This is a genomic window from Pantoea sp. S62 (assembly GCF_016658625.1).
GTDB classification, from domain to species: domain Bacteria; phylum Pseudomonadota; class Gammaproteobacteria; order Enterobacterales; family Enterobacteriaceae; genus Pantoea; species Pantoea vagans.
On sequence record NZ_JACVVI010000004.1, the window covers coordinates 37,133 to 61,746 of the forward strand.

At 56.2% G+C, this 24,614-nt stretch carries 21 protein-coding genes; 15 read left to right on the forward strand and 6 right to left on the reverse strand.

The features are described from left to right. Positions 1 to 505: 505 nt before the first annotated feature. The 3 genes from IBT54_RS07825 to IBT54_RS07835 all read left to right on the forward strand — a co-directional run bounded on the left by IBT54_RS07825 (position 506) and on the right by IBT54_RS07835 (position 5,023). The gene (locus tag IBT54_RS07825) at positions 506 to 2,083 is read left to right on the forward strand and encodes an ABC transporter substrate-binding protein (RefSeq protein WP_095706285.1); all 1,578 of its coding nucleotides are present in this window, start codon (positions 506 to 508) and stop codon (positions 2,081 to 2,083) included. Positions 2,084 to 2,204: 121 nt separating this feature from the next. Next, positions 2,205 to 3,707 carry a helicase HerA-like C-terminal domain-containing protein gene (locus tag IBT54_RS07830; RefSeq protein ID WP_201251971.1) on the forward strand — a complete coding sequence of 501 codons (1,503 nt, stop codon included), beginning with the start codon at positions 2,205 to 2,207 and terminating at the stop codon, positions 3,705 to 3,707. A gap of 26 nt (positions 3,708 to 3,733) precedes the next feature. Next, the gene (locus tag IBT54_RS07835) at positions 3,734 to 5,023 is read left to right on the forward strand and encodes a DUF445 domain-containing protein (protein ID WP_095706287.1); all 1,290 of its coding nucleotides are present in this window, start codon (positions 3,734 to 3,736) and stop codon (positions 5,021 to 5,023) included. A 107-nt stretch (positions 5,024 to 5,130) separates the two neighbouring features. On the opposite strand, the gene IBT54_RS07840 is transcribed toward IBT54_RS07835, so the two are convergent. Further along, positions 5,131 to 5,976 (reverse strand): BtpA/SgcQ family protein, encoded by an 846-nt coding sequence (locus IBT54_RS07840; RefSeq protein WP_201251972.1) that lies wholly within the window; start codon positions 5,974 to 5,976, stop codon positions 5,131 to 5,133. Positions 5,977 to 6,005: 29 nt separating this feature from the next. Between IBT54_RS07840 and IBT54_RS07845 the strand changes: the two genes are divergently transcribed. Continuing rightward, positions 6,006 to 6,887, forward strand: coding sequence for a ribokinase (locus IBT54_RS07845; RefSeq protein ID WP_147789332.1), 882 nt, complete (start codon positions 6,006 to 6,008; stop codon positions 6,885 to 6,887). Here IBT54_RS07845 and IBT54_RS07850 read toward each other — a convergent pair. Continuing rightward, the gene (locus IBT54_RS07850; protein WP_061061485.1) at positions 6,880 to 7,830 is read right to left on the reverse strand and encodes a substrate-binding domain-containing protein; all 951 of its coding nucleotides are present in this window, start codon (positions 7,828 to 7,830) and stop codon (positions 6,880 to 6,882) included. The genes IBT54_RS07845 and IBT54_RS07850 overlap by 8 nt on opposite strands. Before the next feature lie 324 nt (positions 7,831 to 8,154). On the opposite strand from IBT54_RS07850, the gene IBT54_RS07855 reads away from it, so the two are divergent. From IBT54_RS07855 to IBT54_RS07880, 6 genes are all read left to right on the forward strand, one after another. Continuing rightward, entirely contained in the window at positions 8,155 to 9,177 is a 1,023-nt protein-coding gene (locus tag IBT54_RS07855) for a LacI family DNA-binding transcriptional regulator (RefSeq protein WP_033781712.1), read from the forward strand. Between the two features lie 376 nt (positions 9,178 to 9,553). Beyond that, on the forward strand, positions 9,554 to 10,300 hold the full coding sequence (locus IBT54_RS07860) for an ATP-binding cassette domain-containing protein (protein ID WP_162470140.1): 747 nt from the start codon (positions 9,554 to 9,556) through the stop codon (positions 10,298 to 10,300). A gap of 22 nt (positions 10,301 to 10,322) precedes the next feature. Further along, the gene (locus tag IBT54_RS07865) at positions 10,323 to 11,324 is read left to right on the forward strand and encodes an ABC transporter permease (RefSeq protein WP_195857411.1); all 1,002 of its coding nucleotides are present in this window, start codon (positions 10,323 to 10,325) and stop codon (positions 11,322 to 11,324) included. A gap of 3 nt (positions 11,325 to 11,327) precedes the next feature. Next, positions 11,328 to 12,407 carry a phosphotriesterase gene (locus IBT54_RS07870; RefSeq protein ID WP_201251973.1) on the forward strand — a complete coding sequence of 360 codons (1,080 nt, stop codon included), beginning with the start codon at positions 11,328 to 11,330 and terminating at the stop codon, positions 12,405 to 12,407. A 12-nt stretch (positions 12,408 to 12,419) separates the two neighbouring features. Beyond that, the gene (locus IBT54_RS07875) at positions 12,420 to 13,175 is read left to right on the forward strand and encodes a glutamine amidotransferase (protein WP_013359950.1); all 756 of its coding nucleotides are present in this window, start codon (positions 12,420 to 12,422) and stop codon (positions 13,173 to 13,175) included. Beyond that, complete coding sequence (locus tag IBT54_RS07880; protein WP_201252040.1) at positions 13,175 to 14,284, forward strand: M20 family metallopeptidase; 1,110 nt, start codon at positions 13,175 to 13,177, stop codon at positions 14,282 to 14,284. Before IBT54_RS07875 ends, IBT54_RS07880 begins: the two co-directional genes overlap by 1 nt. Before the next feature lie 96 nt (positions 14,285 to 14,380). On the opposite strand, the gene lptG is transcribed toward IBT54_RS07880, so the two are convergent. Then, positions 14,381 to 15,457, reverse strand: a complete 1,077-nt coding sequence (gene lptG, locus IBT54_RS07885) for an LPS export ABC transporter permease LptG (protein ID WP_033781702.1) — start codon at positions 15,455 to 15,457, stop codon at positions 14,381 to 14,383. Next, positions 15,457 to 16,557, reverse strand: coding sequence for an LPS export ABC transporter permease LptF (gene lptF, locus IBT54_RS07890; RefSeq protein ID WP_033731353.1), 1,101 nt, complete (start codon positions 16,555 to 16,557; stop codon positions 15,457 to 15,459). The genes lptG and lptF overlap by 1 nt, the downstream gene beginning before the upstream one ends. 268 nt (positions 16,558 to 16,825) lie before the next feature. Between lptF and pepA the strand changes: the two genes are divergently transcribed. The 4 genes from pepA to IBT54_RS07910 all read left to right on the forward strand — a co-directional run bounded on the left by pepA (position 16,826) and on the right by IBT54_RS07910 (position 22,311). Beyond that, positions 16,826 to 18,337, forward strand: a complete 1,512-nt coding sequence (pepA, locus tag IBT54_RS07895; RefSeq protein WP_009092357.1) for a leucyl aminopeptidase — start codon at positions 16,826 to 16,828, stop codon at positions 18,335 to 18,337. 65 nt (positions 18,338 to 18,402) lie between these two features. Continuing rightward, complete coding sequence (locus IBT54_RS07900) at positions 18,403 to 18,861, forward strand: DNA polymerase III subunit chi (RefSeq protein ID WP_095706295.1); 459 nt, start codon at positions 18,403 to 18,405, stop codon at positions 18,859 to 18,861. Positions 18,862 to 18,866: 5 nt separating this feature from the next. Further along, positions 18,867 to 21,722 carry a valine--tRNA ligase gene (locus IBT54_RS07905; RefSeq protein ID WP_107319280.1) on the forward strand — a complete coding sequence of 952 codons (2,856 nt, stop codon included), beginning with the start codon at positions 18,867 to 18,869 and terminating at the stop codon, positions 21,720 to 21,722. Between the two features lie 76 nt (positions 21,723 to 21,798). Beyond that, complete coding sequence (locus IBT54_RS07910; protein WP_013359944.1) at positions 21,799 to 22,311, forward strand: GNAT family N-acetyltransferase; 513 nt, start codon at positions 21,799 to 21,801, stop codon at positions 22,309 to 22,311. On the opposite strand, the gene IBT54_RS07915 is transcribed toward IBT54_RS07910, so the two are convergent. Then, positions 22,306 to 23,094: a histidine phosphatase family protein gene (locus tag IBT54_RS07915; RefSeq protein WP_201251974.1), complete on the reverse strand. Its 789-nt coding sequence runs from the start codon at positions 23,092 to 23,094 to the stop codon at positions 22,306 to 22,308. The two genes, IBT54_RS07910 and IBT54_RS07915, sit on opposite strands and share 6 nt — an antisense overlap. Before the next feature lie 229 nt (positions 23,095 to 23,323). After that, positions 23,324 to 24,391: an OprD family outer membrane porin gene (locus tag IBT54_RS07920; protein WP_236263074.1), complete on the reverse strand. Its 1,068-nt coding sequence runs from the start codon at positions 24,389 to 24,391 to the stop codon at positions 23,324 to 23,326. Here IBT54_RS07920 and IBT54_RS25165 point away from each other — a divergent pair. Next, entirely contained in the window at positions 24,342 to 24,509 is a 168-nt protein-coding gene (locus IBT54_RS25165; protein ID WP_236263084.1) for a hypothetical protein, read from the forward strand. The genes IBT54_RS07920 and IBT54_RS25165 overlap by 50 nt on opposite strands. The last annotated feature ends 105 nt before the right edge of the window (positions 24,510 to 24,614 follow it).

Genomic DNA, 24,614 nt, shown 5'->3' on the forward strand with positions numbered 1-24,614 from the left:
TTAGGGATATAACTATGTCTGAATGTAAAAATTGAATTTAAAATGTGTCGCAGTGAAAGTTTATCATGGTGTTGCGGAAGGGTTACGGATAGGTAAAAGATTTACAGCGAGGAAATTGCGTCTAAAACCGCATAAACATCGGGTATTTAGCCGTTTTAACGCAGGAGCGACGGATATTATTTTCGTCCTGTCATCATCACGCTGAATAACCGATAAAAAAATATCATACTTCCATACCAGAGAATCATTCTCATCGATAACACTATAGTGACTTTGATGGTCATACAATCAGACAGTGCGCAAATTGTGATCGCCTGGATAAATCCGGCTTTATTCCGCCTGCTGTAAAATGACGCTGAAATAATAACTGACCGACATTATCTTAATTCGTCTTTTTGCCTGAATAACTAAGCATGTAATTGTGCAAAGCTCATAACAAACCGGCATTTTGAGATTATCCGGCGCCCGATAGAGTAGAGCGATCAACGACTCAGGATAACTCTCGATGTGCAAATCGCTACTCTCACTCTCCTTATTGACTGCACTGGCACTGGTTCACCCGGCACACGCCGCGACGCCTGCCGACACGCTGGTGGTTGCCGTTCCCCTGGATGGCATCATTAGTTTCGATCCGGCGGAAAGTTTTGAAATGGTCAGCAACAGCAGCCAGCGCAATATCTATCAGAGGCTCGTGGAGCCGGACCATCAGAATCCGCAAAAATTATCGCCGCTGGCCGCTACGTACTGGCAGGCCGGGAAAACGCCGCACAGTCTCGTTTTTGATCTCAATCCGCAGGCCCGCTTCTCCAGTGGTCATCCACTGACGGCTCAGGATGTGGTGTTCTCATTAACCCGTGCGGTAAAACTCAACAAGGCGCCCTCCTTTATCCTGGGTGAGTTTGGCTGGACGCCGGAAAATATCGATCAGCAGTTCACGGTGATCAACGATCACCAGATTGAGCTGCGCTGGCCGGCTGAGATCGGCAGCGATCTGGCGCTGCGCCTGCTGACTGCGCCGGTCGCCTCCATCGTTGACAGTAAACTGGCACAGCAGCACGTCAGCAACAATGATTACGGCAACGCCTGGCTGAAAACGCATTCGGCTGGCAGCGCGGCATATGCCATCAAACAGTTTGTCCCGCTGCAGGCGCTGGTGCTGGAAGCTAACCCTTACAGCACGCAGAAGCCGCATCTGAAGCGGGTATTGCTCAAGGGCGTCGCCGAAGCCGGCAGCCGCCGACTGCTGCTTCAGCAGGGTGACGTGGATGTCGCCTACCAGCTCGGCCCGGACCAGATTGCCGCGCTGAAAAATGTGGCCAATGTGCGGGTCGACGCCTTCCCGTCCAGCCTGGTTTACTACGTTGGCTTTAATACTCAGAGCGCGCAGCAACCGGCGCTGGGCAATCCGGCCCTGTGGCAGGCGGCACGCTGGCTGGTGGACTATGACAGCCTGGCAAACCAGTTGCTGAAAGGTCAGTACCGCATCCATCAGAGCTTCCTGCCGGACGGCTTCGATGGTGCACTGAACACCACGCCGTTCCATTACGATCTGAAAAAGGCGCAGGAAATCCTGCAGAAAGGCGGCATCAAACCGGGCACCCACATCGCGCTGACGGTGGTGAACCAGCCGCCGTTTATTGACGTGGCGCAGGCGCTGCAGGCGAGCTTTGCCAAAGCGGATGTGCAGCTCGATATCCAGCCGGTGGCGGAGTCAGAGCTGTGGAGCAAAATGCGCAGCCGCGACTTCCAGGCCATCTTCACTTACTGGGGCGCGGACTACGTCGACCCCAACACCAATGCCAGCACCTTTGCTTCTAACGTGCCAGGCGGCGGTAAAACCCTGGCGTGGCGCGTCGGCTGGACCATTCCGGAGCTGAGTGCGCAGACCCGCGCCGCCGCCGGAGAGAGCGATGCGGCTAAACGCCGTAGCCTCTATACCGGGCTGCAAACCCGTATCCAGCAGGATTCGCCGTTTATCGTACTGTTACAGGGCGCGACTCAGGTGGCGGTGCGCAGCAACCTCAGTCACCTGCAGCAAGGCATCGGCGTCAGCCTGCTCAATTTCGAAGAGGTGCAGAAGTAATCCCGCGTTTCAGGCCGCTGCTCTAGGGGCAGCGGCCGCGTTTTTGACGAATTGTTCTCCTCCTGTCTATGCTCCGCTTGCTATCCTTCAGGCATAATCCTTTGACTGAGAGTGGAAAACTATGACTTCCCCGCTACTGATTGCCCGTACGCCAGACGTCGAACTTCATCTGTTACCGCAAATGGCCAACCGTCACGGTTTAATTACCGGTGCGACCGGCACCGGGAAAACCGTGACGCTGCAGAAGCTGGCCGAATCGTTCTCTGCGAGTGGCGTACCGGTCTTTATGGCTGACGTCAAAGGCGATTTAACCGGCGTGGCGATGGCGGGCCAGTTCAGCGAAAAGCTGCAGGAGAGGCTGGCGAAAATCGGCGTCACCGACTGGCAGCCGCAGAGCAATCCGGTAGTGCTGTGGGATATCTTTGGCGAGAAAGGCCATCCGGTGCGCGCCACCGTCTCCGATCTCGGTCCATTACTGCTGGCACGGCTGCTGAACCTGAATGAAGTCCAGAGCGGCGTGCTGCAGATTATTTTCCGCATCGCCGATGACCAGGGCCTGCTGCTGCTGGACTTCAAAGATCTGCGCGCCATGACGCAATATATCGGTGACAACGCCAAAAACTTCCAGACCCATTACGGCAATATCAACAGCGCCTCGGTCGGCGCGATTCAGCGCGGATTACTGACGCTGGAGCAGCAGGGTGCGGAACACTTCTTTGGTGAGCCGATGCTGGATATCGCCGACTGGATGCGCGTCGACAGCAACGGCAAAGGCGTCATCAACATCCTCTCCGCAGAGAAGCTCTACCAGATGCCAAAACTCTACGCCACCAGCCTGCTGTGGCTGCTGTCGGAGCTTTACGAGCATCTGCCGGAAGCGGGCGATCTCGATCAGCCAAAGCTGGTGTTTTTCTTTGATGAGGCGCACCTGCTGTTTACCGACGCGCCAGCCGTGCTGCTGGAGAAAATCGAGCAGGTGATGCGGCTGATCCGTTCCAAAGGCGTTGGCGTCTGGTTCGTCACTCAGAACCCGGCAGATATTCCCGACCGGGTGCTGGGCCAGCTCGGCAACCGCGTCCAGCACGCCCTGCGTGCTTTCACCCCGAAAGATCAGAAAGCGGTGAAAACGGCCGCCGATACGCTGCGCGCCAATCCGGCGTTTGACAGCGTGGAAGCGATTCAGGCGCTGGGCACCGGCGAAGCACTTATCTCTTTCCTGGATGCCAAAGGCAGCCCGTCGGTAGTAGAACGCGCCATGGTCATTGCGCCAGGCTCGCGCATGGGTCCGGTCACCGGCGATGAGCGTAACGGCCTGATCAACCATTCGCCGCTTTATGGCAAATATGACACCGAAATCGATCGCGAATCGGCGTTTGAAAAGCTGCAAAAAGGCTTTCAGGCCGCCAGCGATGAGGCGAGTGCACCCCCGGCCAAAGGCGACGCTGTCGCGGTCGATAATGGCATTCTCGGTGGTCTGAAAGAGATCCTGTTTGGTCATACCGGCCCGCGCGGCGGCAAACACGATGGCGTGGTCCAGACCATGGCGAAAAGCGCCACCCGCCAGATCACCAGTCAGATCATCCGTGGGGTGCTCGGCAGCCTGCTGGGTGGCCGTCGCCGATGAACCGCGCTCTCTGCTAAGATCAGGTTATGGATAAACACTACGAACTGAAACGGATGAAACGCCTGGCGCTGCTGTTGCTGCTGCTCGCCGTCGCCACCTTTGTTGTCACCCTTTTCCTGCCGCCCGGCTTCTGGGTCAGCGGCGTCAAAGCGATTGCGGAGGCCGCGATGGTCGGCGCACTGGCGGACTGGTTTGCCGTGGTGGCGCTGTTCCGGCGCGTGCCGGTGCCTTTTATCTCGCGCCATACCGCCATCATTCCACGCAATAAAGATCGTATCGGTGAAAACCTCGGGCGCTTTGTGCAGGAGAAGTTTCTTGATACCGACTCTCTGCTGAATCTGATTCGCCGTCACGATCCTTCAAACCTGCTGGCACAATGGCTGAATGCGCCGGGCAATGCCGACCGCGTTGGCCGCCATTTGCTGCAGGTGATGCGCGGCTTCCTTGATCTGACCGATGACGCACGAATTCAGACCTTTATGCGCCGCGCGGTGCATCGCGCCATCGACAAGGTCGATCTCACCCAGACCAGCGCTATGGTGCTGGAGAGCCTCACCAAAAATAACCGTCATCAGGCGCTGCTGGATGCGGCCATTGAACAGCTGCTGAAGCTGCTGCATAAACCCAGTACCCGCGAGTTTATTGCGATGCAGCTGGTGCGCTGGCTGAAACGCGAGCATCCCATCAAAGCCAAAATGTTGCCGACCGAATGGCTGGGCGAACACAGCGCCGAGCTGGTGGCGAACGCGGTCGATTCTCTGCTGGATGATGTGGCGCTGGATCAGGGCCATGAGCTGCGCATCGGCTTCAACCGGGCAGTTGATAAACTGATCGTTAAGCTGCAGACCGACCCGGAAATGGCCGAGCGCGCCGAAGAAATTAAGGGCTGGCTGAAAGAGGATGCCTCGTTCAATCGCTACATCGGCGAGCTGTGGAATGATATGCGTAACTGGCTCAAGGCGGATCTGAGCAGTGAGGATTCGCGGGTGCAGGAGAAAGTGCGCGGTGCGGCCCTGTGGCTGGGCGAAACCCTGGCGGCCGATCCGGCGCTGCGTGACTCCATGAACCAGCATCTGGAACAGGCGGCGCGCAGCGTTGCGCCGGAGTTTGCCAGCTTCCTGACGCGTCACATCAGCGACACCGTGAAGAGCTGGGATGCGCGCGACATGTCGCAGCAGATCGAACTCAATATCGGCAAAGACCTGCAGTTTATCCGTATCAACGGCACGCTGGTCGGCGGCACCATCGGGCTCATTCTCTATCTGTTGTCGCAGTTGCCCGCCGTGCTGCCGGTGGTGAAAAGCTGGCTGATCTGAACCTGGTGTAGCACGGTGGCCGCCACACTCCACCGTTCTCACCTGAACAAAAAACGTCGCCTCATCTATGGGATTTTCTGTTGCCTGCGTCAGGTGCTAAACGGCAGCTACGCCTGATCCAGCGCAGCCTGCGCCACCGCCATAAAATGTTTTACCCTGTCCCGATCCACATCGTTCCACCAGACGCCATCGACTTTGAGCGCGCTGGCAACAATGACAGCCTGCGTGCGTTCCAGAATCTGGCAGATGTTGGCAGGCGTCACGCCCGATCCCACCAGCAGCGGCAAAGTGGTGGCGGCGCGGATCTCGTCGATTTCCTCCAGCGTGGCGCTGTCACCGGTACGTTGTCCGGTGGCGATAACCGCATCCGCTTCGAAGAAATCGACATCGCGGGTCAGCTCCTGAATGGAGCGATCGGCCACTATCGCATGGCTGCCGTGTTTAACGTGGCTGTCGGCGAACACCCGGATATGTTCGGCGCGAAGCTGGCTTCGGTAGCGCAGCGCTTTTGCCGCGGCCCCTTCAATAAAGCCTTCATTGGCGATATACGCATTGGCCCATTGATTGACGCGGATAAAATCCGCCCCGCCCGCCAGCGCGGTGGCAAAAGCAGGTAAGGCTGCGTTCGCCAGCACGTTAATGCCCAGCGGCACGCCGAAACGCTCCCGCACTTTTTCCGTAATTACCGCCATCAGCGCCGGCGTTTCCGGGCCAATATCCTCAGGTTTTGAAAAAGGAATATCGCCATGATTTTCCACAATCAGGCCATGAACGCCGCCAAGAATATAGTTTTCCGCATCACGTAACGCACGATCAATTATCGCGCTGACAGGTTTGCCGCGATATTTTGGTGACCCCGGAAAAGGGTCACAGTGAATGACGCCAATAACTGCTTTAGGGCGTGAAAATATCGCTTGTATTGCATCAATTTTTTCTGCTGATATAGCAACCATCGCTTCTTTATCCTGTTCAGGAAAACACTATGCGTGTTTATGTGGCTGGTAATATTACTGTCGATGAAACCTGGTCTGTGACTGATATTCCGGCTAAGGGCGCCTCTGTTCACGGTTATCAACGTTCGCAGGATATCGGCGGTAAAGGCGCGAATCAGGCGATACTTTTATCCCGTTGCGGCATTGAAACGTATTTAATTGCCGCGACCGGTTATGACAGCAATGGAAAATGGATCCGCCAGCAGCTCATGAACGAGCCCGTGACGTTATTGCCCACGCAGCCCATGACTGCGTTGAGTGATACCTCGCTTATTCTGCACAGCGCCGATGGCGATAACGCCATTATTACCAGTACAACGGCGGCAGATGCGCTGGACATCGATACGCTTAAGCACCATCTTGCCAGCTCGCGTCCGGGCGATCTGCTGGTGCAGCAGGGCAATTTCTCGCCCGATAAAACCTATGCGCTGTTCAGCCTGGCCAAATCCCACGACCTGATCACCGTATTTAACCCCTCGCCAGTGCACGCAGGGTTCAGCGCATGCTGGCCGCTGGTGGATATTGCGGTGGTCAATCAGCACGAAGCCCAACAGCTGCAGCCCCGCGTAGTGAAAACGTTAGTGACCACATTCGGCAGCGCCGGTGCCTGGCTGACGCAGGGTGACCAGCGAACCTTTTACCCGGCACAACCCGCCAATGCCGTCGATACTACCGGCGCAGGTGATACCTTTCTGGCCGTGATGCTGGCGTCCGCACTCCTGCGTGGGGGTGAAATTGATACCCTGGCACTGACTCATGCCAGTCAGGCTGCTGCGCTGACCGTCAGCCGTCATGGGACACTTCAGGCCTTCCCCACCGCAGAGGAACTCGCCGCGCTGCTCCAGACAGGCGGCGAGTCAGCGATTACTTAAATATCGCGCGGTAGCTGTCCACATTGGCTTTGGTGACCACCGTGGCCGGCACCAGAATGGTTTTTGACACGGTTTTGCCCGACGTAAGCGCGTTCAGGGCCTTAACCGCCTCTTCACCCATCTTTTTCGGATCCTGCTGCAGCACGGCCTCGACATAACCGCCATCAATTCCGCTAATGGCTTTTGACGTCAGATCCCAGCCAAAGACTTTGATCTCCTTCTGACGGCCCTGGTTTTCAACAGCAGCAATCGCCCCCAGGAGTGCCGGTTCACCGGTCGCATAGATAGCGGTTAAATCCGGGTTACCGGTCATCAGGTTTTCTGCCGCCGTCATTGCGGTATCCTGCACGTTCTGGCCATCAACCACGTCTGCCACGGTGATGCCCGGATTGCTCTTAATGGTGTCTTCAAACCCTTTCTGACGCTGGTTCTGCACGGCTGAATTCAGCGCGCCCACAATGCCCAGTCGCGCTTTGCCGCCCATACTTTTCGCCACGTAGTCGACAAAATATTTACCGATAATTTTGCCGCCTTCCAGATTATCCACGCCCACCTGCGCCGCCTGAGGGCCCGCCGGTAATACCGCATCAATCGCAATCACCGGTATTTTAGCGGCGGCCGCTTCTTTTATGGCTGGCATAATGCCGTTGACGTCAATCGCATCCACCAAAATACCCTTCACGCCCTGTTGAATATAATTTTCGATCGCATCGTTTTGCGACACAGGATTATCGTTGGCGTTAAAGATCACTAACTTTTTACCGCTGGCGTTTGCTGCGTCCTGGGCGCCCTTATTCATCTGATTAAAAAACAGGGCCTGCTGATTAATCTGAACCAGCGCATAAGTGGGAGCGGCCTGCGCCAGTGAAAATAAAGAACCCGCAGACAGTAAGCCGGTTGCCAGCGCAACAGCACGCAGTTTTCTGGTGTTAAATGCCATCATCTTAAAATTCCTCGTCGGGAATGAGCGATAACCAGTTGATCTCCGCATCGAAATGCAGAGGGAATAGTGTTGGCGGGCAAATATCGTCTGAATGGCTGCTTGAGCCAGAACCTGAATAATCGACTTTCTGCACACCGTCCATTATGGTGCACGTGTGAAAGGGATTAATCGGGTTTGGGAGTGACTCCCGGGTAATGCGGTAAACTGCCTTTAACATTCGCTTTTGGCTAAATTTTGTCAAGCGATTATTTTATCGTCAGCGGGCAGGGAAAAACTGTATTCGCTGCGCGCAACGGTGTTAACTGAGAGCCGATTCCGGGCAAGATGGCAGGTGATATGAGTAAAAAACGGGTGCTGTTATCCGATGTCGCAGCGCTGGCTGGACTGTCTAAAGCGACCGTATCCCGCTATATGAATCAAAGCATTATGCTGCCGCAGGAGACGATTAACCGTATCGAAGCGGCGATTCGTCAACTGGATTATCGCGGTAACAGCCTGGCACGCCGCCTGAGTAAGGGCGGTAGTGAAACCCTGGGGCTAGTGCTGCCTGATATTACCAATCCCTTCTTTGCCGAACTGGCAGATGCCGCCGAAGAAGCCGCCTCTGCCCATGGCTACAGCCTGGTGCTGTGTATTACCCGCAACCATCCAGACAAAGAGAGCCAGTTTATCCGCTGGCTGGATACCTGCCAGGTAGACGGCCTGCTGTTTACCACCAACCATCCTGATAACGGCCTGTTGTGCAAAGAAATTAACCGCCACCAGCGCATCGTGCTGCTGGATGAGGACATTCCTGGCAGCGAAGTGCCCAAGGTGTTTGTCGATAACGTTCAGGGTGGCCGGATTGCTACCGAAAAGCTGATCGCTGCGGGTCACCGGCATATCGCCTTTGTCGGCGGTCCGGACGAACTGATGAGTGTGCGCGAACGCTTCCAGGGGTTTTGCACCGCTATGGAGCAGGCTGGCCTGTGTATCCCGCCCGAATGGGTGATGTACGGCGAATACCAGCGTGAGTTCGGTAAACAGGCGCTGGAACAACTGTTTAGCCGCGCTAAACGCCCTACTGCCGTCTTTGCCGCGAGCGATTTTCTCGTGCTGGGATTGATGGATGGCCTGCGCGCGCGTGGACTCAACGCGCCCGACGCGCTGTCGCTGGTCGGCTTTGATGACGCGACCTATGCTGACTTTACCCAACCCCGTATTTCAACCATCCGCCAGCCCGCCCGTGAACTGGGCCGCACGGCGGTAGAGATCATGCTGCGCATTCTGAATGACGACCTCCCCGTCCCCGCCGAAACCCGTCTGCCAGTGGAATGGGTGGCGCGCGATTCAATACAAATGTGTTAACAACGTCCCGAAATGGCGCAAAAGCGCACAGTTTTAGCGCAAATAACGCGCTTTTTAATTTCTCAGCATTATAGTAAGTAAACCGGTTTACCTGAAGTTAACATTTAAATGTTCTTCATTACAAAAGGTTAGACCGCGAGTGTAGCGCCTGTTCACAGGCTGGCACGGAAGCTGCAATGTCTTACCCGGCAAACAAATATCGTTGTAGCGTGTTGTTCTGTGTGTTGTGACAAAGGTTTTATTCTGCAGGTAAACCGGTTTACATGGGCATAAACCGTGCCGGATAACCCTTTTTTGCATACAGAGTAACGGTCCCGTTAATGGTGATGGGAGTAATCACATGCAGCAAGCACAAACTGCCCGGACTCGGGTAGAGATGGTGAATATTACCAAGACCTATGGCGCGATACGGTCTCTGCGCGGCGTCAATCTGCAACTGGCGCCGGGTGAAGTACTGGGCCTGGTGGGCGACAACGGTGCGGGGAAATCCACCCTGACCAAGGTGCTGTCAGGTGCAGTCGTACCGACCAGCGGCACGATTCGTATTGATGGTGAGGCTCAGCATTTCAGCAACCCGGCGGATTCACGCCGCTGCCATATCGAGATGGTTTATCAGGATTTGTCGCTGTGCGACACCGTCGATGTGGCAGGCAATCTGTTTATGGGACGTGAGCCGATGAAATCGATTCTCGGCATTCCGTTTCTGGATGAAGAGAAAATGCACGCTGACGCACGGGAGATGCTGAAGGGACTGGGGATTTCTATTCCGGACACACGATTGCTGGTGCGCAATTTATCCGGCGGACAGCGCCAGGCGATTGCCATTGCGCGCGCCGCCGCCTTCGATCCCAAAGTGCTGATCATGGATGAACCCACCGCCGCGCTGGCCGTCGCCGAAGTAGAGGCGGTGCTGGAGCTGATCCGGCGGGTATCGGCACGTGGCGTGAGTGTCATCCTGATCACGCATCGCCTGCAGGATCTGTTCCTGGTCTGCGATCGCATCATGGTGATGTACGAAGGCACTAACGTGGCGGAACGCCGGGTGGCCGAAACGGATCTGACCGAGATCGTCAATTTGATCGTGGGTGAGAAATTTGTCGCCCGCTCGGCCGCAGCGCACTGAGCGAGGTAACAGGATGACTATTATGAATCTGAGCAGTTCCCGTATGGCACAGCACTCGCTGCCGCGTCGCCTTCTGCACAACCACTCTGGCGTGGTCAGCATCGCGCTGTTTTTCGTTTTCTGCTGCGTGGTGTTTTCCCTGATCACCGGCAACTTTCTCAGCAGCGCGAACTGGCTGAATATCATTCGTCAGAGTGCGCCGCTGCTGATCGTCGCCACAGCGATGACGCTGGTGATCACCACCGGTGGGATTGATCTTTCGGTGGGATCGACACTGGCGCTGGTCGGCGCGCTGTCCGCTATCGCCCTGAATAACTGGGGCCTGCCCTGGCCGGTGGTGTTGCTGGGCGGTCTGCTGCTGGGCGCGCTGGTCGGTGCCATCAACGGCTTCTTTATTGCTTACGAAGGCATCCCGGCCTTTATCGTCACGCTGGCGACGCTGGCGGTGGTGCGCGGCGTGGCGCTGCTGGTCACCCAGGGTTACTCCATTCCTATCCCTGCCGACAGCCTGTTCGCCTTTATGGGACGCGCCTGGGTGCTGGGCGTTCCGATGCCCGCACTGATTGGCATTGTGGTGCTGGTGGTCGGCCATATCGTGCTGAACCATATGCGTTTTGGTCGTTATGTCACGGCAATTGGCGCGAATGTGGAAGGCGCACGCCGCAGCGGGATTAACACCAAAGCTGTGACCATGAAGGTCTACATCCTCAGCGGCATGGCGGCAGCGCTGGCGGGCATGATCATCACCGCCCGTCTCGGCAGCGGATCCTCTAATCAGGGCGAAGGCTTTGAGTTGCAGGTGATCGCTGCGGTGGTGCTGGGCAGTACCAGTCTGTTCGGCGGCTTCGGCACCGTTATTGGCACGCTGTTAGGCGCGCTGTCGATTGCCATCATCCAGAACGGCCTGATTTTGTCGCATATCTCCCCGTTTTACACGCAGATCGCCACCGGTACGATTATTCTGCTGGCGATCTGGCTGAACACCCGCATTCTCAACCCGACGCGATCGGCGGCGAAAGGATAGCTGATGAAACATTCGATTTTTCGTCATCCTGCCCCCCTGCCGCTGGGCATTAACAGTGGCTATGTGATGACCGTACTCGGCCCGCTACCTGTCTGTGAGATGGGTGTGACGCTGATGCACGAACATATTTTGCTGGATGCCTCCGGCAAATGGGTGCCGCCCTGCTGCTGTAGCGATCGTCATCTGGCGGAATTGCCCGTCAGCATCGAAAACCTGGGCGAGCTGTCGCTTAATCCCCTCATCAGCCGCGATAACTGCCAGCTGTTTGATGTCGATTTAGCGGTTGAGGAGCTAATGAAGTTCCGGGCGCTGGGCGGCGATACCGTGGTGGACCCCACTAATATTGGCATTGGCCGCGATCCCAAAGCACTGCAACGCATCGCACGCCTGACCGGGCTGAATATCATCATGAGCACCGGGTTATATCTGGAACCGTCGCATCCGGATTGGGTGAAAACGATCAGCATCGAAGCCCTGACTGAGAAGCTGATTTACGACCTCGGCGGCAGGGAGGAAAAACCCGAGGTGCTGGCTGGCCTGATTGGCGAGATTGGCGTGTCCAGCCGCTTTACGCCCGACGAGGAGAAATCCCTGCGGGCGGCGGGCCGTGCCAGTGCCGCGACACGTGTGCCGGTTGAGGTGCACCTGCCCGGCTGGGCACGATTAGGCCATCAGGTGCTGGATATCCTTGAAGATGAAGGGGCAGACCTGCGCCATGTGGTGCTGTGTCACATGAACCCCAGCTTCGCCGACAAACGTTACCAGCGCGAACTCGCGCAGCGCGGAGCCTTTCTGGAGTACGACATGATCGGCATGAGCTATTACTATGCCGACGAGTCCGCACAGTCACCGTCCGATGAGGAGAATGCCCGTGCTATTCGCGAGCTGATCGATGACGGCTTTATTGAACAGATTTTATTGTCGCAGGACGTGTTCCTGAAAACCATGCTGACCCGCTACGGCGGTCATGGCTATGGCTACATCCTTAAACATTTTGTTCCGCGTCTGAAACGCCACGGCGTGAGCGGCGAACAACTTGAAACCTTACTGATTGCTAACCCACAGCGCGTTTTTGGTGGGTAAGGGAGAACCGTAATGCAGAAGAAAATTTTACTGGTCGGCGAGTCCTGGACCAGCACGTCTGTTCACGTCAAAGGCTTCGATCAGTTTGCCACCGCTACCTGGCATAATGGCGCAACCGACTTTATGGCGGCGCTGGCCGACAGTGATTATGCCATTACCTACATGCCCGCCCATGCTGCTGCCACCGAGTTTCCTTTAACACCGGACGGGCTTCAGCAGTGGGACGCGATCATTCTCTCCGACATCGGCGCGAATACATTGCTGCTGCACCCGGATACCTGGCTGAAGAGCCAGCGCACGGCGAACCGTCTGACGCTGATTCACGACTATGTGGCCGCGGGCGGCGCGCTGATGATGGTGGGCGGCTACTTTAGTTTTCAGGGTATTAATGGCGGCGCGCGCTATCGCAACACGGCAGTTGAGAAAGTCCTGCCGGTGCGCTGCCTGGCCTGGGATGACCGTATCGAAACGCCCGAAGGCGTTTACCCCAGCGTGACGGAATCCCACGCGCTGTTCACCGATATGCCAGACGAATGGCCGTGGTTGCTGGGTTATAACGAAGTAGAAATGCACCCTGAAGGCACATTGCTGGCAACCATTGATGGTACGTCACATCCGCTACTGGCGGTGCGCGAGTATCAGCAGGGCCGCTCACTGGTCTGGACCAGCGATATGTCTGCGCACTGGCTGCCGCAGGAATTTGCCCGGTGGCAGGGTTATCGCCAGCTGTGGATCAACTGTCTGGACTGGTTAACGGTGCGCGGATGATGAGCCAGAGCCAGACGCTGGCGCAGCAGCTGCTGCGCTTTGACACCATTAACCCACCGGGCAATGAAGCGGCCTGCATGCACTTTCTGGCGAACTGGCTGGTGGAACAGGGATTTGACGTCACCTTGTCCTCCTTCGGTGAAAATCGCCTGAACCTGATTGCCAGTCTGCCTGGCAGTCAGCCCGGACCGCAGCTGGCGTTTACCGGCCATCTGGATACCGTCCCGCTCGGCAATGCTGACTGGCAGTACGATCCTTTCGGTGAAATCGTGGGTGACCGACTTTACGGGCGGGGATCGAGTGACATGAAGGCCGCTGTCGCGGCGTTTGCTGTTGCCTGCGTGACGAATCAGCAGGCGATTCTGCAGGGTTCCGGCGTAGTGCTGTTGATCACCGGCGGGGAGGAAACGGGCTGTGACGGCGCGCGGGCGCTGATTGATACCGCTGACCTGCCCGATATTGGCGCATTGATTGTCGGCGAGCCTACCGCCAACTATCCGGTTATCGGCCACAAAGGAGCACTATGGCTACGCTGTGAAACCCGCGGGAAAACAGCCCATGGCGCAATGCCGGAACTGGGCATCAATGCCATTTATCTGGCGGCGGAGGCACTGGGAAAGATTCAGCACTTCTCACCTGGCGCACCCCATCCGCTGATGAAGCAGCCGACCATTAACGTCGGACGCATTGCAGGCGGCCTGAACATTAACTCGGTGCCCGATCGCACACATTTTGACGTGGATATCCGCAGCGCACCCAATCTGCAGCACGCCACCATTCGTCAGCAACTGACAACCTTACTGGGAGACAGCGTAACGGTGACGACGCTGGTGGATCTGCCGGCGGTGCTGAGCGAAGACAATCAGGCCTGGATTCATTCTGTTTATCAGCATTGTCAGGCGTTACATGACGCCCCGCTGACACCGCGCATTGTGCCCTACTTTACAGATGCGTCACTGTTGTTACCCGCGCTGGGTTCGCCGCCCTGCATTATCCTCGGTCCCGGCGAGCCTTCAATGGCGCACCAGACCGATGAATACTGCCTGCTGAGCCGGTTAGCGGAAGCGGAAGTGTTGTATGGTGCGTTGATTAACGACTGGATGAGGTAATGGAGAGATGCATCAGACGGCTGGACGAATAAACTGACGCACAGTGCCTGCCATAAAAAAGGCCGCCCTGAGAGGCGGCCATTTGCGTGATGACGGTCAGCGCCGCTTAATCAACATAAACATGCTGATAGCAAAGAACGCAAAGCTCGGCAGAATCGCCCCCAGAATCGGCGGCAGGCCGTAAACCAGACTCAGCGGGCCGAAAATCTGGTCCAGCACGTAGAACAGGAAGCCGAAGCTGATACCGGTTACGACGCGCACACCCATCGACACGCTTCGCAGCGGACCAAAGATAAACGACAGCGCCATCAGCATCATCACCGCGACGGACAGCGGCTGGAAAATCTTGCTCCACATATTCAGCTGATAACGTCCCGCTTCCTGACCGCTCTGCTTCAGATACTTGCTGTAGCTATGCAGACCGCGAATCGACAACGCGTCAGGATCCAGCGCCACCACACCCAGCTTGTCTGGCGTCAGATTGGTTTTCCATTCGCCACTCAGACTCTGTGAACCGGTAATCTGCTTCGGATCGGTCAGGTTTGACTCATCGACCTGTGACAGCATCCAGCGCTTTTTAGCCGCATCCCAGGTCGCCGTCGCCGCGTAACGCACGCTCTGCAGACGACGCTGATCGTTGAAGTTATAGATGCTCACACCATCAATTTCATTGTCGCCTTTGATGCGCTCAATATAGATGAAGTTATTGCCATCTTTCGCCCACAGACCATTCTGCGTTGAGACCAGTGCGCCGCCATAAAGCTGCTGCGCCCGATAGTTACGCGCCATCTGCTCGCCCGATGGCGCAACAAACTCACCAATCGCCATGGTCAGCAGCACCAGCGGAATCGCCGTTTTCATCACGGACAGCGCCACCTGCATGCGGGTAAAGCCCGCCGCCTGCATCACCACCAGCTCACTGCGCTGCGCCAGCGCGCCCAATCCCAGCAGCGCACCCAGCAGGGCCGCCATCGGGAAGAAAATCTCAATATCTTTCGGCACGCTGAGCAGGGTGTAATAACCGGCACTCAGCGCGCTATAACTACCCTGGCCGGTTTTACGCAGCTGATCGACGAACTTGATGATGCCGGAAAGCGACACCAGCATGAACAGCGTCAGCATTATGGTATTAAAGATGGTTTTACCGATATAGCGGTCAAGTACGCGAAACATCAGACCGACCCTCCGCGGGTAAAGCGGGCGCGAATCCGACGCATCGGCACCGTATCCCACAGGTTAAGCAGCACCGCCAGCACCAGATAGCTGATATTCACCACCCACATCCAGAGCGCCGGATCGAGCCGCCCTTTCGCTCCGCTCGACTTCAGCGAGCTCTGCAACAGGAAGAAGATCAGATAGAGCAGCATGGCGGGCAGCATCGACAGTACGCGACCCTGACGCGGGTTCACTACGCTGAGTGGCACCACCATCAGCGCCATCACCAGCACCGCAAACACCAGCGTCAGACGCCAGTGCAGCTCGGCCTGGAAATCCGGTGTCTTATTCGCGAATAGGTCGGTCATGCTGGCCTGCTCGGCATCGTTAGGATCGAGCGTTGCCGCTTTATAGCCCACGATCGCCTGATAGTTGGTGAAGTCTGTGATACGGAAATCACGCAGCAGTGCGGTGCCCTCAAAGCGGGTGCCTTTATCCAGCGTTACCACCTGCGAGCCATCTTTATGCTGCTCCATGTGACCGCTGTCAGCCAGCACCACCGAAGGACGCGCGTTGCCTTTTGGCCGTAACTGCGCCAGGAATACGTTGCCAAAGTTGTTGCCCTTCACATCCTCGACAAACAGCACGGCGCTGCCGTCGCTGGAGGTCTGGAACTGCCCGGCGGCCATCGCCGCAGCACCTGGGTTCGCTTTGGCGTTCTGCGTCACCTCATCCTGATAGCGGGATGACCATGGCCCCAGCCAGATGACGTTCACCGCTGCCACCACCGAGGTAAACAGCATCAGTACCATCGCCGCTTTTACCAGGACGGCCTTACTCAGGCCGCAGGCGTGCATCACGGTAATTTCACTTTCCGTGTAGAGACGCCCCAGCGTCATCAGGATCGCCAGAAACAGACTTAAGGGCAGTATAAGTTGTGCCATTTGAGGCACACCGAGTCCTAACAAGGTCAGAACGAGGTTTGTCGGCACTTCGCCATCCACCGCGGCTCCCAGGATCCTGACTAACTTCTGGCAAAAGAAGATGAGTAGCAGGATAAACAGGATAGCCAGCTGGCTTTTGAGCGTTTCCCGAACCAGATATCTAATGATGATCACGCTTAGTACGCCTGTGAAAACTTGTCTTTTTGCAGGAAAATCGCTAGTTTCAACGCTTATCAGCCATTTTTCTTCATCAATGGCCGTCGCCGTAGCTAAATTTGTATGAAAAACGCGTCCGGGTGGTGAAAAAACAACATCTTGTCACCCTGATTCATTATGACCTCCAGCGGCAGAATGTCATGCTGCGACAATGAATAAATGGGTCATGAGCGCGCTACATTCTAGCGGCAGCAGCGGCCGTTGTCTTTAAGATTCAGGAGAGTGCATGGAGTTCAGTGTAAAAAGCGGAAGCCCGGAAAAACAGCGCAGTGCCTGCATTGTCGTTGGCGTTTTCGAACCGCGTCGTCTGTCACCGATTGCCGAGCAGCTGGATAAAATCAGCGACGGCTACATCAGCGCCCTGCTGCGCCGCGGCGAGCTGGAAGGAAAAGTGGGCCAGACACTGCTGCTGCATCATGTGCCAAATATCCTGTCCGAGCGTATTCTGCTGATTGGCTGCGGTAAAGAGCGTGAGCTGGATGAACGCCAGTACAAGCAGGTCATTCAGAAAACCATTAACACGCTGAATGACACCGGCTCCATGGAAGCGGTCTGCTTCCTGACCGAGCTGCATGTCAAAGGCCGCAACACTTACTGGAAAGTGCGTCAGGCGGTGGAGACCTCAAAAGAGGCCCTCTATAACTTCGACCAGCTGAAAAGTAACAAAGCCGAGCCGCGTCGTCCGCTGCGCAAGCTGGTGTTTAACGTGCCGACCCGCCGTGAACTGACCAGCGGCGAACGCGCGATCCAGCACGGATTAGCGGTCGCTGCCGGTATGAAAGCGGCTAAAGATCTCGGCAATATGCCGCCAAACATCTGTAACGCTGCCTATCTGGCGTCGCAGGCGCGCCAGCTGGCCGATGCCTTCAGCAAAAACGTGACAACCCGCGTGATCGGCGAACAGCAGATGAAAGAGCTGGGCATGAACGCCTATCTCGCCGTCGGTGCCGGTTCGCAGAACGAATCGCTGATGTCGGTGATTGAATACAAAGGCAATCCGGATGCTGAAGCGCGTCCGATTGTGCTGGTGGGCAAAGGACTGACCTTTGACTCCGGCGGCATCTCTATCAAGCCTGCCGACAGCATGGACGAAATGAAATATGACATGTGCGGAGCGGCCGCCGTCTATGGCGTGATGCGGATGGTGGCCGAGCTGAATCTGCCGCTGAACGTAGTGGGCGTGCTGGCGGGCTGTGAAAACATGCCGGATGGCCGCTCGATGCGTCCGGGCGACGTGCTGACCACCATGTCGGGCCAGACGGTTGAAGTACTGAACACCGACGCCGAAGGCCGTCTGGTGCTGTGCGATGCGCTGACCTACGTGGAACGCTTCGACCCGGAAGTAGTGATTGACGTGGCAACGCTGACTGGTGCCTGTGTGATTGCGCTGGGCCATCACATCAGCGGCCTGCTGTCGAACCACAATCCGCTGGCGCATGAGCTCATCAGCGCCTCGGAACAGTCGGGCGATCGCGCCTGGCGTCTGCCGATGGCGGATGAGTTCCAGGAGCAGCTGGAGTCCAACTTTGCCGATATGGGCAACATCGGTGGCCGTCCAGGTGGCGCGATTACCGCCGCCTGCTTCCTGGCACGCTTTGCCCGCAAATATAACTGGGCGCACCTGGATATCGCCGGTACCGCCTGGCGTTCCGGCAAGGCCAAAGGCGCGACCGGACGTCCGGTGCCGATGCTGTCGCAGTTTCTGTTGAATCGGGCAGGATTGAACGGCGACGACTAACCGCCCTCTTTTCTGACAGCAGGGGCGGATCTGAATCCGCCCCTGATCTTCTGATGAGCTAACCGATGAAAAACGCAACCTTCTACGTGCTGGAAACCGATGCAACGAGCGATGGCCTGAGTGCCGTTGAAGCGCTGGTGTGCAATCTGGCGGAAACACGCTGGCGGGCCGGAAAGCGGGTGTTGATCGCCTGCGAAGATGAACAGCAAGCCATTCGTCTCGACGAAGCGCTGTGGCAACGACCGGCAAACGCCTTCGTGCCGCACAACCTGGCGGGTGAAGGCCCGCGCTACGGTGCGCCGGTCGAGCTGGCCTGGCCACAGCGTCGCGGCAGTTCACAGCGCGACCTGCTGATTAGCCTGCTGCCCCACTTCGCAGATTTTGCTACTGCTTTCCATGAAGTGATAGACTTCGTTCCTTACGAAGACGCTCTCAAACAACTGGCGCGCGACCGCTACAAAGCGTATCGCAGCGTTGGATTCCAATTGAATACGGCAGCGCCACCACAGCCGGAAACGACATAGCAGAAATGGAAAAGACATATAACCCGCAAGATATCGAGCAGCCGCTTTACGAGCATTGGGAAAAGCAGGGCTACTTCAAACCGAATGGCGATACCAGCCAGGAAAGCTTTTGCATCATGATCCCGCCGCCGAACGTCACCGGTAGCTTGCACATGGGTCACGCCTTCCAGCAAACCATCATGGACACCATGATCCGTTACCAGCGCATGCAGGGGAAAAATACCCTGTGGCAGGCCGGTACTGACCACGCGGGCATCGCCACGCAGATGGTGGTTGAGCGCAAAATTGCGGCTGAAGAGGGCAAGACGCGCCAGGACTATGGCCGCGATGCGTTCATTGAGAAAATCTGGCAGTGGAAAGCGGAATCCGGCGGCACCATTACCCGCCAGATGCGCCGCCTGGGTAACTCCGTCGACTGGGAGCGCGAGCGCTTCACCATGGACGATGGCCTTTCCAACGCCGTGAAAGAGGTGTTTGTTCGCCTCTACAAAGAGAACCTGATCTACCGTGGCAAACGCCTGGTGAACTGGGATCCTAAGCTGCGCACCGCAATCTCCGATCTGGAAGTGGAAAACCGCGAGAGCAAAGGCTCTATGTGGCATATCCGCTATCCACTGGCTGATGGCGCAAAAACCGCCGACGGTAAAGATTACCTGGTCGTTGCCACCACCCGTCCGGAAACCCTGCTGGGCGATACCGGCGTGGCCGTTAACCCGGAAGATCCACGTTACAAAGATCTGATCGGCAAATTTGTGATGCTGCCGCTGGTTGGCCGTCTGATTCCAATCGTTGGCGACGAACACGCTGACATGGAAAAAGGCACAGGCTGCGTCAAGATCACCCCGGCGCATGACTTCAACGACTATGAAGTGGGTCGTCGTCATAAGCTGCCAATGATCAACATCCTGACCTTCGATGGTGATATCCGCGACCGCGCTCAGGTGTATGACACCAACGGCGAAGCCAGCGATGCCTGTTCCGATGAGATCCCGGCCGCTTTTCAGAACATGGAACGCTTTGCCGCGCGTAAAGCCATCGTTGCCGCCGTCGATGAACTGGGCCTGCTTGAAGAGATCAAGCCGCACGATCTGACCGTACCTTACGGCGATCGTGGTGGCGTGGTGATCGAGCCGATGCTGACTGATCAGTGGTATGTGCGTACCGCGCCGCTGGCAAAAGTCGCCGTTGAAGCCGTTGAGAATGGCGACATCCAGTTCGTGCCGAAGCAGTACGAAAACATGTACTTCTCCTGGATGCGTGATATTCAGGACTGGTGTATTTCCCGTCAGCTCTGGTGGGGTCACCGCATCCCGGCGTGGTATGACAACAACGGTAACGTCTACGTTGGCCGTACCGAAGATGAAGTTCGCGCCGAGAACAACCTGGCCGCCGATGTGGCGCTGCGTCAGGATGATGACGTGCTGGATACCTGGTTCTCCTCAGGTCTGTGGACCTTCTCCACCCTGGGCTGGCCGGAAAACACCGAAGCGCTGCGCACCTTCCATCCGACCAGCGTGCTGGTCAGCGGCTTCGACATCATCTTCTTCTGGATTGCCCGCATGATCATGCTGACCATGCACTTCATCAAAGATGAAAACGGCAAACCGCAGGTGCCGTTCAAAACCGTCTACATGACCGGTCTGATCCGCGATGAAGAAGGTCAGAAGATGTCGAAATCCAAGGGCAACGTGATTGACCCGCTGGATATGGTCGACGGCATTTCGCTGGAGGCGCTGCTGGAAAAACGCACCGGCAACATGATGCAGCCACAGCTGGCGGAGAAGATCCGCAAACGTACCGAGAAGCAGTTCCCGGACGGCATCGAGCCATCAGGCACCGATGCGCTGCGTTTCACTCTGGCGGCGCTGGCCTCAACCGGTCGCGACATCAACTGGGACATGAAGCGTCTGGAAGGGTATCGCAACTTCTGTAACAAGCTGTGGAACGCCAGCCGCTTCGTGCTGATGAACACCGAAGACCAGGATTGCGGACAGAATGGCGGCGAGATGACGCTGTCGCTGGCGGATCGCTGGATCCTGACCGAGTTCAACAACACGGTGAAAGCATACCGTGAAGCGCTGGATAGCTACCGTTTCGACATCGCGGCTAACCTGCTGTATGACTTCACCTGGAACCAGTTCTGCGACTGGTATCTGGAGCTGACCAAGCCGGTGATGAACAGCGGCAGTGAAGCTGAACTGCGTGGCACCCGCCATACGCTGGTTCACGTGCTGGAAGCGCTGCTGCGTCTGGCGCATCCGATCATTCCGTTTATCACTGAAACCATCTGGCAGCGCGTGAAGGGGCTGAAAAATATCAGCGACGACACCATTATGCTGCAGCCTTTCCCGCAGTACGATGCGGCGAAAGAAGATGCCGAAGCAAAAGCGGACATCGAATGGATGAAGCAGGCAATCGTCGCGGTGCGTAATATCCGTGCCGAGATGAATATCGCCCTGAGCAAGCCGCTGGATGTGCTGCTGCGTGACTGCTCACCTGCGGCGCTGCGTCGCGTTGAGGCTAACCGCAACTTCCTGTCGCGCCTGGCGCGTCTGGAAAGCCTGACCATTCTGCCTGCGGGCGAGAAAGGCCCGGTGTCGGTGACCAAACTGGTTGAAGGCGCAGAGCTGCTGATCCCGATGGCAGATCTGGTGGATAAAACCGCCGAGCTGGAGCGTCTGGCGAAAGAGCTGGTTAAGCTGGATGTCGAGATCGAGAAGATTGAGACCAAGCTGGCAAACGAAGGCTTTGTTTCGCGTGCCCCGGAAGCGGTCGTCGCGAAAGAGCGCGAACGCGTGGCAGACCTGCAACAATCAAAAGCAAAACTGATTGAACAGCAGGCGGTCATTGCGGCATTGTAAGCGTCTTAGCTGACAGCTTATTCATAAAGCCGGGCTTGCCCGGCTTTTTTATTGACCTCGTACAAATCCGGAAGAGATGATGACGACCAGTACCATCCCGCGTTTTGACCTCCAGGTGCGGCCAATTACGGCCGCCGATAATCCGCATATTGCCCAGGTGATCCGTGATGTTTCAGCGGAGTTCGGCCTGACGGCTGACAAGGGCTACACCGTCTCCGATCCGCAGCTCGACCAGCTGTTTGAGCTCTACAGTGCCGAACAGAGTGCCTACTGGATTGTGGAGTATCAGGGCAAAGTGGTCGGCGGCGGCGGGGTTGCACCTCTGGCCTGCAGCGCGCCCGATATCTGCGAACTGCAAAAGATGTACTTTCTGCCAGAGGTGCGCGGTCAGGGCCTGGCGCGCGAGCTGGCGCTGAGGGCGATAGAATATGCACGCAGCCACGGCTTCCGTCGCTGCTATCTGGAAACCACCGCCAGCCTGACGCGGGCGATTAAACTCTATGAGTCGCTGGGCTTTGAGCATATCGATAGCGCGATGGGCTGCACCGGCCATGTCGACTGCGAAGTGCGGATGCTGAAAGCGCTATAGGCCACGTTCGACGTAACGCATATCATTGACGGCCTCAATGGCGAACTTTCCGCTGTCGGTGTAGCGCAGCAACGTAACGCTGGCATTACTGAGTTGCGCATGTAATGAGGTATCACCCAGCGCCTGCAGCAGTGTTGAGATTGCCATTCCATGACTGACGACCAGAACGTTGCCGCCGCCCTGCTGCTGAGCCTGTTTTGCGATCGCGGTGATACCCTCAAGCATGCGCTTAGCAACCTGCTCATAGGTTTCGGCCTGCCCGGTAGAGTTGATGCCTGCAAGCGATGGCGTACCTGATGCTTCCGCCTGGTGGATCGCGTCTATAATGCCATTCATATGAATCTTACCTGTGCTGAACGCATCCAGTAACGCCGCATCCGATGCATAGCCCGCCTTAAGCGCCGCAGCAGTAATCATGTTCTTATCCAGGTCGCCTTCATAAAGCCCAAAACAGACTTCCCGCAACCGCTTATCCTCGTTAAGCACCGGCACCTTCTTCCAGGCCTTCATCGCGAGTTGGGCGGTTTCTCTCGCCCTGCCCGAATCGCTTGACCAGGCCGCGACGAACGTTAAAGGTTGCAGCCCTCGCCCCAGTTGCTCTGCTACCGCTGCACCGGAGGCCGTCAGCGGTGTATCAGCCCACCCCTGTGCACGATGAACCGTATTAAACATCGTCTTGCCATGCCGGGTGACATAGAGCATAACGTCGGCTCCCCAGGCCCCGCCGGAAAAACCGGAGGCTATCGCCACGGTCACAAATAGAATTTTAATTAAAATATTCATATTTTTCTCCTGATTAAAAAATATTAAACTTATATTCAATAACAATCTCAGCTGAGAGGTTATCAGAGCGCATAAAGTGCCCGCGGGCATTTAGTCGGGGTGTCTCTTTACTGTTTTTATAGGACCAGCCATAGCCAAACAGGGTTGAGAGGGTGAGATCTTTAAAAGAGGGATGCCAGTTACTGAACCGATTAATTAATGCTACCTCACCGGTTCGCACCAGATTATTTCAATAATGAAACTGACCATAGTTGAGCTGTATTCCGCTTTTTATGCCGCGTGAGATCTGATACTGACTTAATGAAACCAGCGCCAGCTCTTTATCACGCGTATAGTCTTTACCGGCAGAGGTCAGTGAGCTGAAACGTCCACGGCTGTTTTTTGTTAAAGGCCGGACATAATACCCTACCGCATTTTTTTTAGGGGCTGAGGTCCAGGCGACAGCAAACCTCTGGGTCCAGGCATCCTGTGTCCACTTCGCTTCACCCACGTAGTGCCAGGCGTGTTTATCAAAACTTCGTTTGCTGGCAGGCATATTCTTATAATTTTCCAGCCCCTGACTGCCATAAATCTGCGAGGAAAAATGCCAGCGTGGTGATAGGGTGTAAGCGGCCTCAATTACGTGGCGACGCTGGTAATCTTTGGCTTCCCCAAAAGCGTAGACCAGCGCGCTTTGTTCATCTTTAAAGCTCAGCGCACCCGTATAAATAGCATCAACTTTGCGGCCGGACTGTGTTTGCAGGTTGAGCGTTTTAGCCGAGTCATGGCGTAGGGTTTTGTGGAAAACCCCCACATCGAGTTGCGTATTTCGCCAGTTCAGCGCCCCACTGTAGCCCGCGTAGCTGTTTCGTGATAACCGATCGGTTGAAGTCAGCACGCCGATATTTTTTAGCTCCTGCCATCCGGCCTTTGCCTTCAGCGCCAGCGCGCGATCACCCAGCTTCAGCTTCAGATAACGCTGGCCAAATTTACTGAAGCCGTGGGCATCCTCTTTTTTCATGTTGCCGCCGCTATCATAAAGCAGCCCGCGCGTGGAAAAGTAGTCACTGGCACCCAGCCTGAAAGCCCGGGTGTAGGTTGTATCAAACCCAATCCGGTCCCATAAATACCCGGAGTGAAAGTCCAGCGCCAGTGCCTGTCCCCAGGCATTATGAACCGCCACAGGTTGTGCTTCGTTCTCCTTAAGGTATTTCCAGTGGTTATGTAGTTTCAGATCAAGCTCAGCCTCCTGCCAGAGGCTATTCCGGATGAAAGAGGCAGACGCTTCGGAGAAATCAGCCTTTGCCTGGAACGCCATTAATATTAGCGAAGTCAATAACGGAAATAAGACCTTCTCCTTCATGATTGACGCCCTCCCTGCGACATTTATTAAAAGTGATACAAAAAAGATAAAAACACCGTTCAGTGTGCAATAAAAAACCCGACGCATAACCTTCTGATAAAAAGGTCACGCGCCGGGTTTTGCTTTTAAGAATAACAATCCCGATTCACTATCTGGAATATATTTATATATAGCGCGG

What these genes read in the sequence shown, in the direction of transcription:
- IBT54_RS07865 (WP_195857411.1), top strand. Translation starts at nt 10,323, where the DNA reads ATGAATCTGAGCAGTTCCCGTATGGCACAGCACTCGCTGCCGCGTCGC.
- IBT54_RS07845 (WP_147789332.1), top strand. Translation starts at nt 6,006, where the DNA reads ATGCGTGTTTATGTGGCTGGTAATATTACTGTCGATGAAACCTGGTCT.
- IBT54_RS07900 (WP_095706295.1), top strand. Translation starts at nt 18,403, where the DNA reads ATGAAAAACGCAACCTTCTACGTGCTGGAAACCGATGCAACGAGCGAT.
- IBT54_RS07850 (WP_061061485.1), bottom strand. Translation starts at nt 7,830, where the DNA reads ATGATGGCATTTAACACCAGAAAACTGCGTGCTGTTGCGCTGGCAACC.
- IBT54_RS07920 (WP_236263074.1), bottom strand. Translation starts at nt 24,391, where the DNA reads ATGGCGTTCCAGGCAAAGGCTGATTTCTCCGAAGCGTCTGCCTCTTTC.
- IBT54_RS07875 (WP_013359950.1), top strand. Translation starts at nt 12,420, where the DNA reads ATGCAGAAGAAAATTTTACTGGTCGGCGAGTCCTGGACCAGCACGTCT.
- IBT54_RS07870 (WP_201251973.1), top strand. Translation starts at nt 11,328, where the DNA reads ATGAAACATTCGATTTTTCGTCATCCTGCCCCCCTGCCGCTGGGCATT.
- IBT54_RS07835 (WP_095706287.1), top strand. Translation starts at nt 3,734, where the DNA reads ATGGATAAACACTACGAACTGAAACGGATGAAACGCCTGGCGCTGCTG.
- IBT54_RS07825 (WP_095706285.1), top strand. Translation starts at nt 506, where the DNA reads ATGTGCAAATCGCTACTCTCACTCTCCTTATTGACTGCACTGGCACTG.
- IBT54_RS07840 (WP_201251972.1), bottom strand. Translation starts at nt 5,976, where the DNA reads ATGGTTGCTATATCAGCAGAAAAAATTGATGCAATACAAGCGATATTT.
- pepA (WP_009092357.1), top strand. Translation starts at nt 16,826, where the DNA reads ATGGAGTTCAGTGTAAAAAGCGGAAGCCCGGAAAAACAGCGCAGTGCC.
- IBT54_RS07855 (WP_033781712.1), top strand. Translation starts at nt 8,155, where the DNA reads ATGGCAGGTGATATGAGTAAAAAACGGGTGCTGTTATCCGATGTCGCA.
- IBT54_RS07830 (WP_201251971.1), top strand. Translation starts at nt 2,205, where the DNA reads ATGACTTCCCCGCTACTGATTGCCCGTACGCCAGACGTCGAACTTCAT.
- IBT54_RS07880 (WP_201252040.1), top strand. Translation starts at nt 13,175, where the DNA reads ATGAGCCAGAGCCAGACGCTGGCGCAGCAGCTGCTGCGCTTTGACACC.
- IBT54_RS07905 (WP_107319280.1), top strand. Translation starts at nt 18,867, where the DNA reads ATGGAAAAGACATATAACCCGCAAGATATCGAGCAGCCGCTTTACGAG.
- IBT54_RS07915 (WP_201251974.1), bottom strand. Translation starts at nt 23,094, where the DNA reads ATGAATATTTTAATTAAAATTCTATTTGTGACCGTGGCGATAGCCTCC.
- IBT54_RS07860 (WP_162470140.1), top strand. Translation starts at nt 9,554, where the DNA reads ATGGTGAATATTACCAAGACCTATGGCGCGATACGGTCTCTGCGCGGC.
- IBT54_RS25165 (WP_236263084.1), top strand. Translation starts at nt 24,342, where the DNA reads ATGAAAGAGGCAGACGCTTCGGAGAAATCAGCCTTTGCCTGGAACGCC.
- IBT54_RS07910 (WP_013359944.1), top strand. Translation starts at nt 21,799, where the DNA reads ATGATGACGACCAGTACCATCCCGCGTTTTGACCTCCAGGTGCGGCCA.
- lptG (WP_033781702.1), bottom strand. Translation starts at nt 15,457, where the DNA reads ATGTTTCGCGTACTTGACCGCTATATCGGTAAAACCATCTTTAATACC.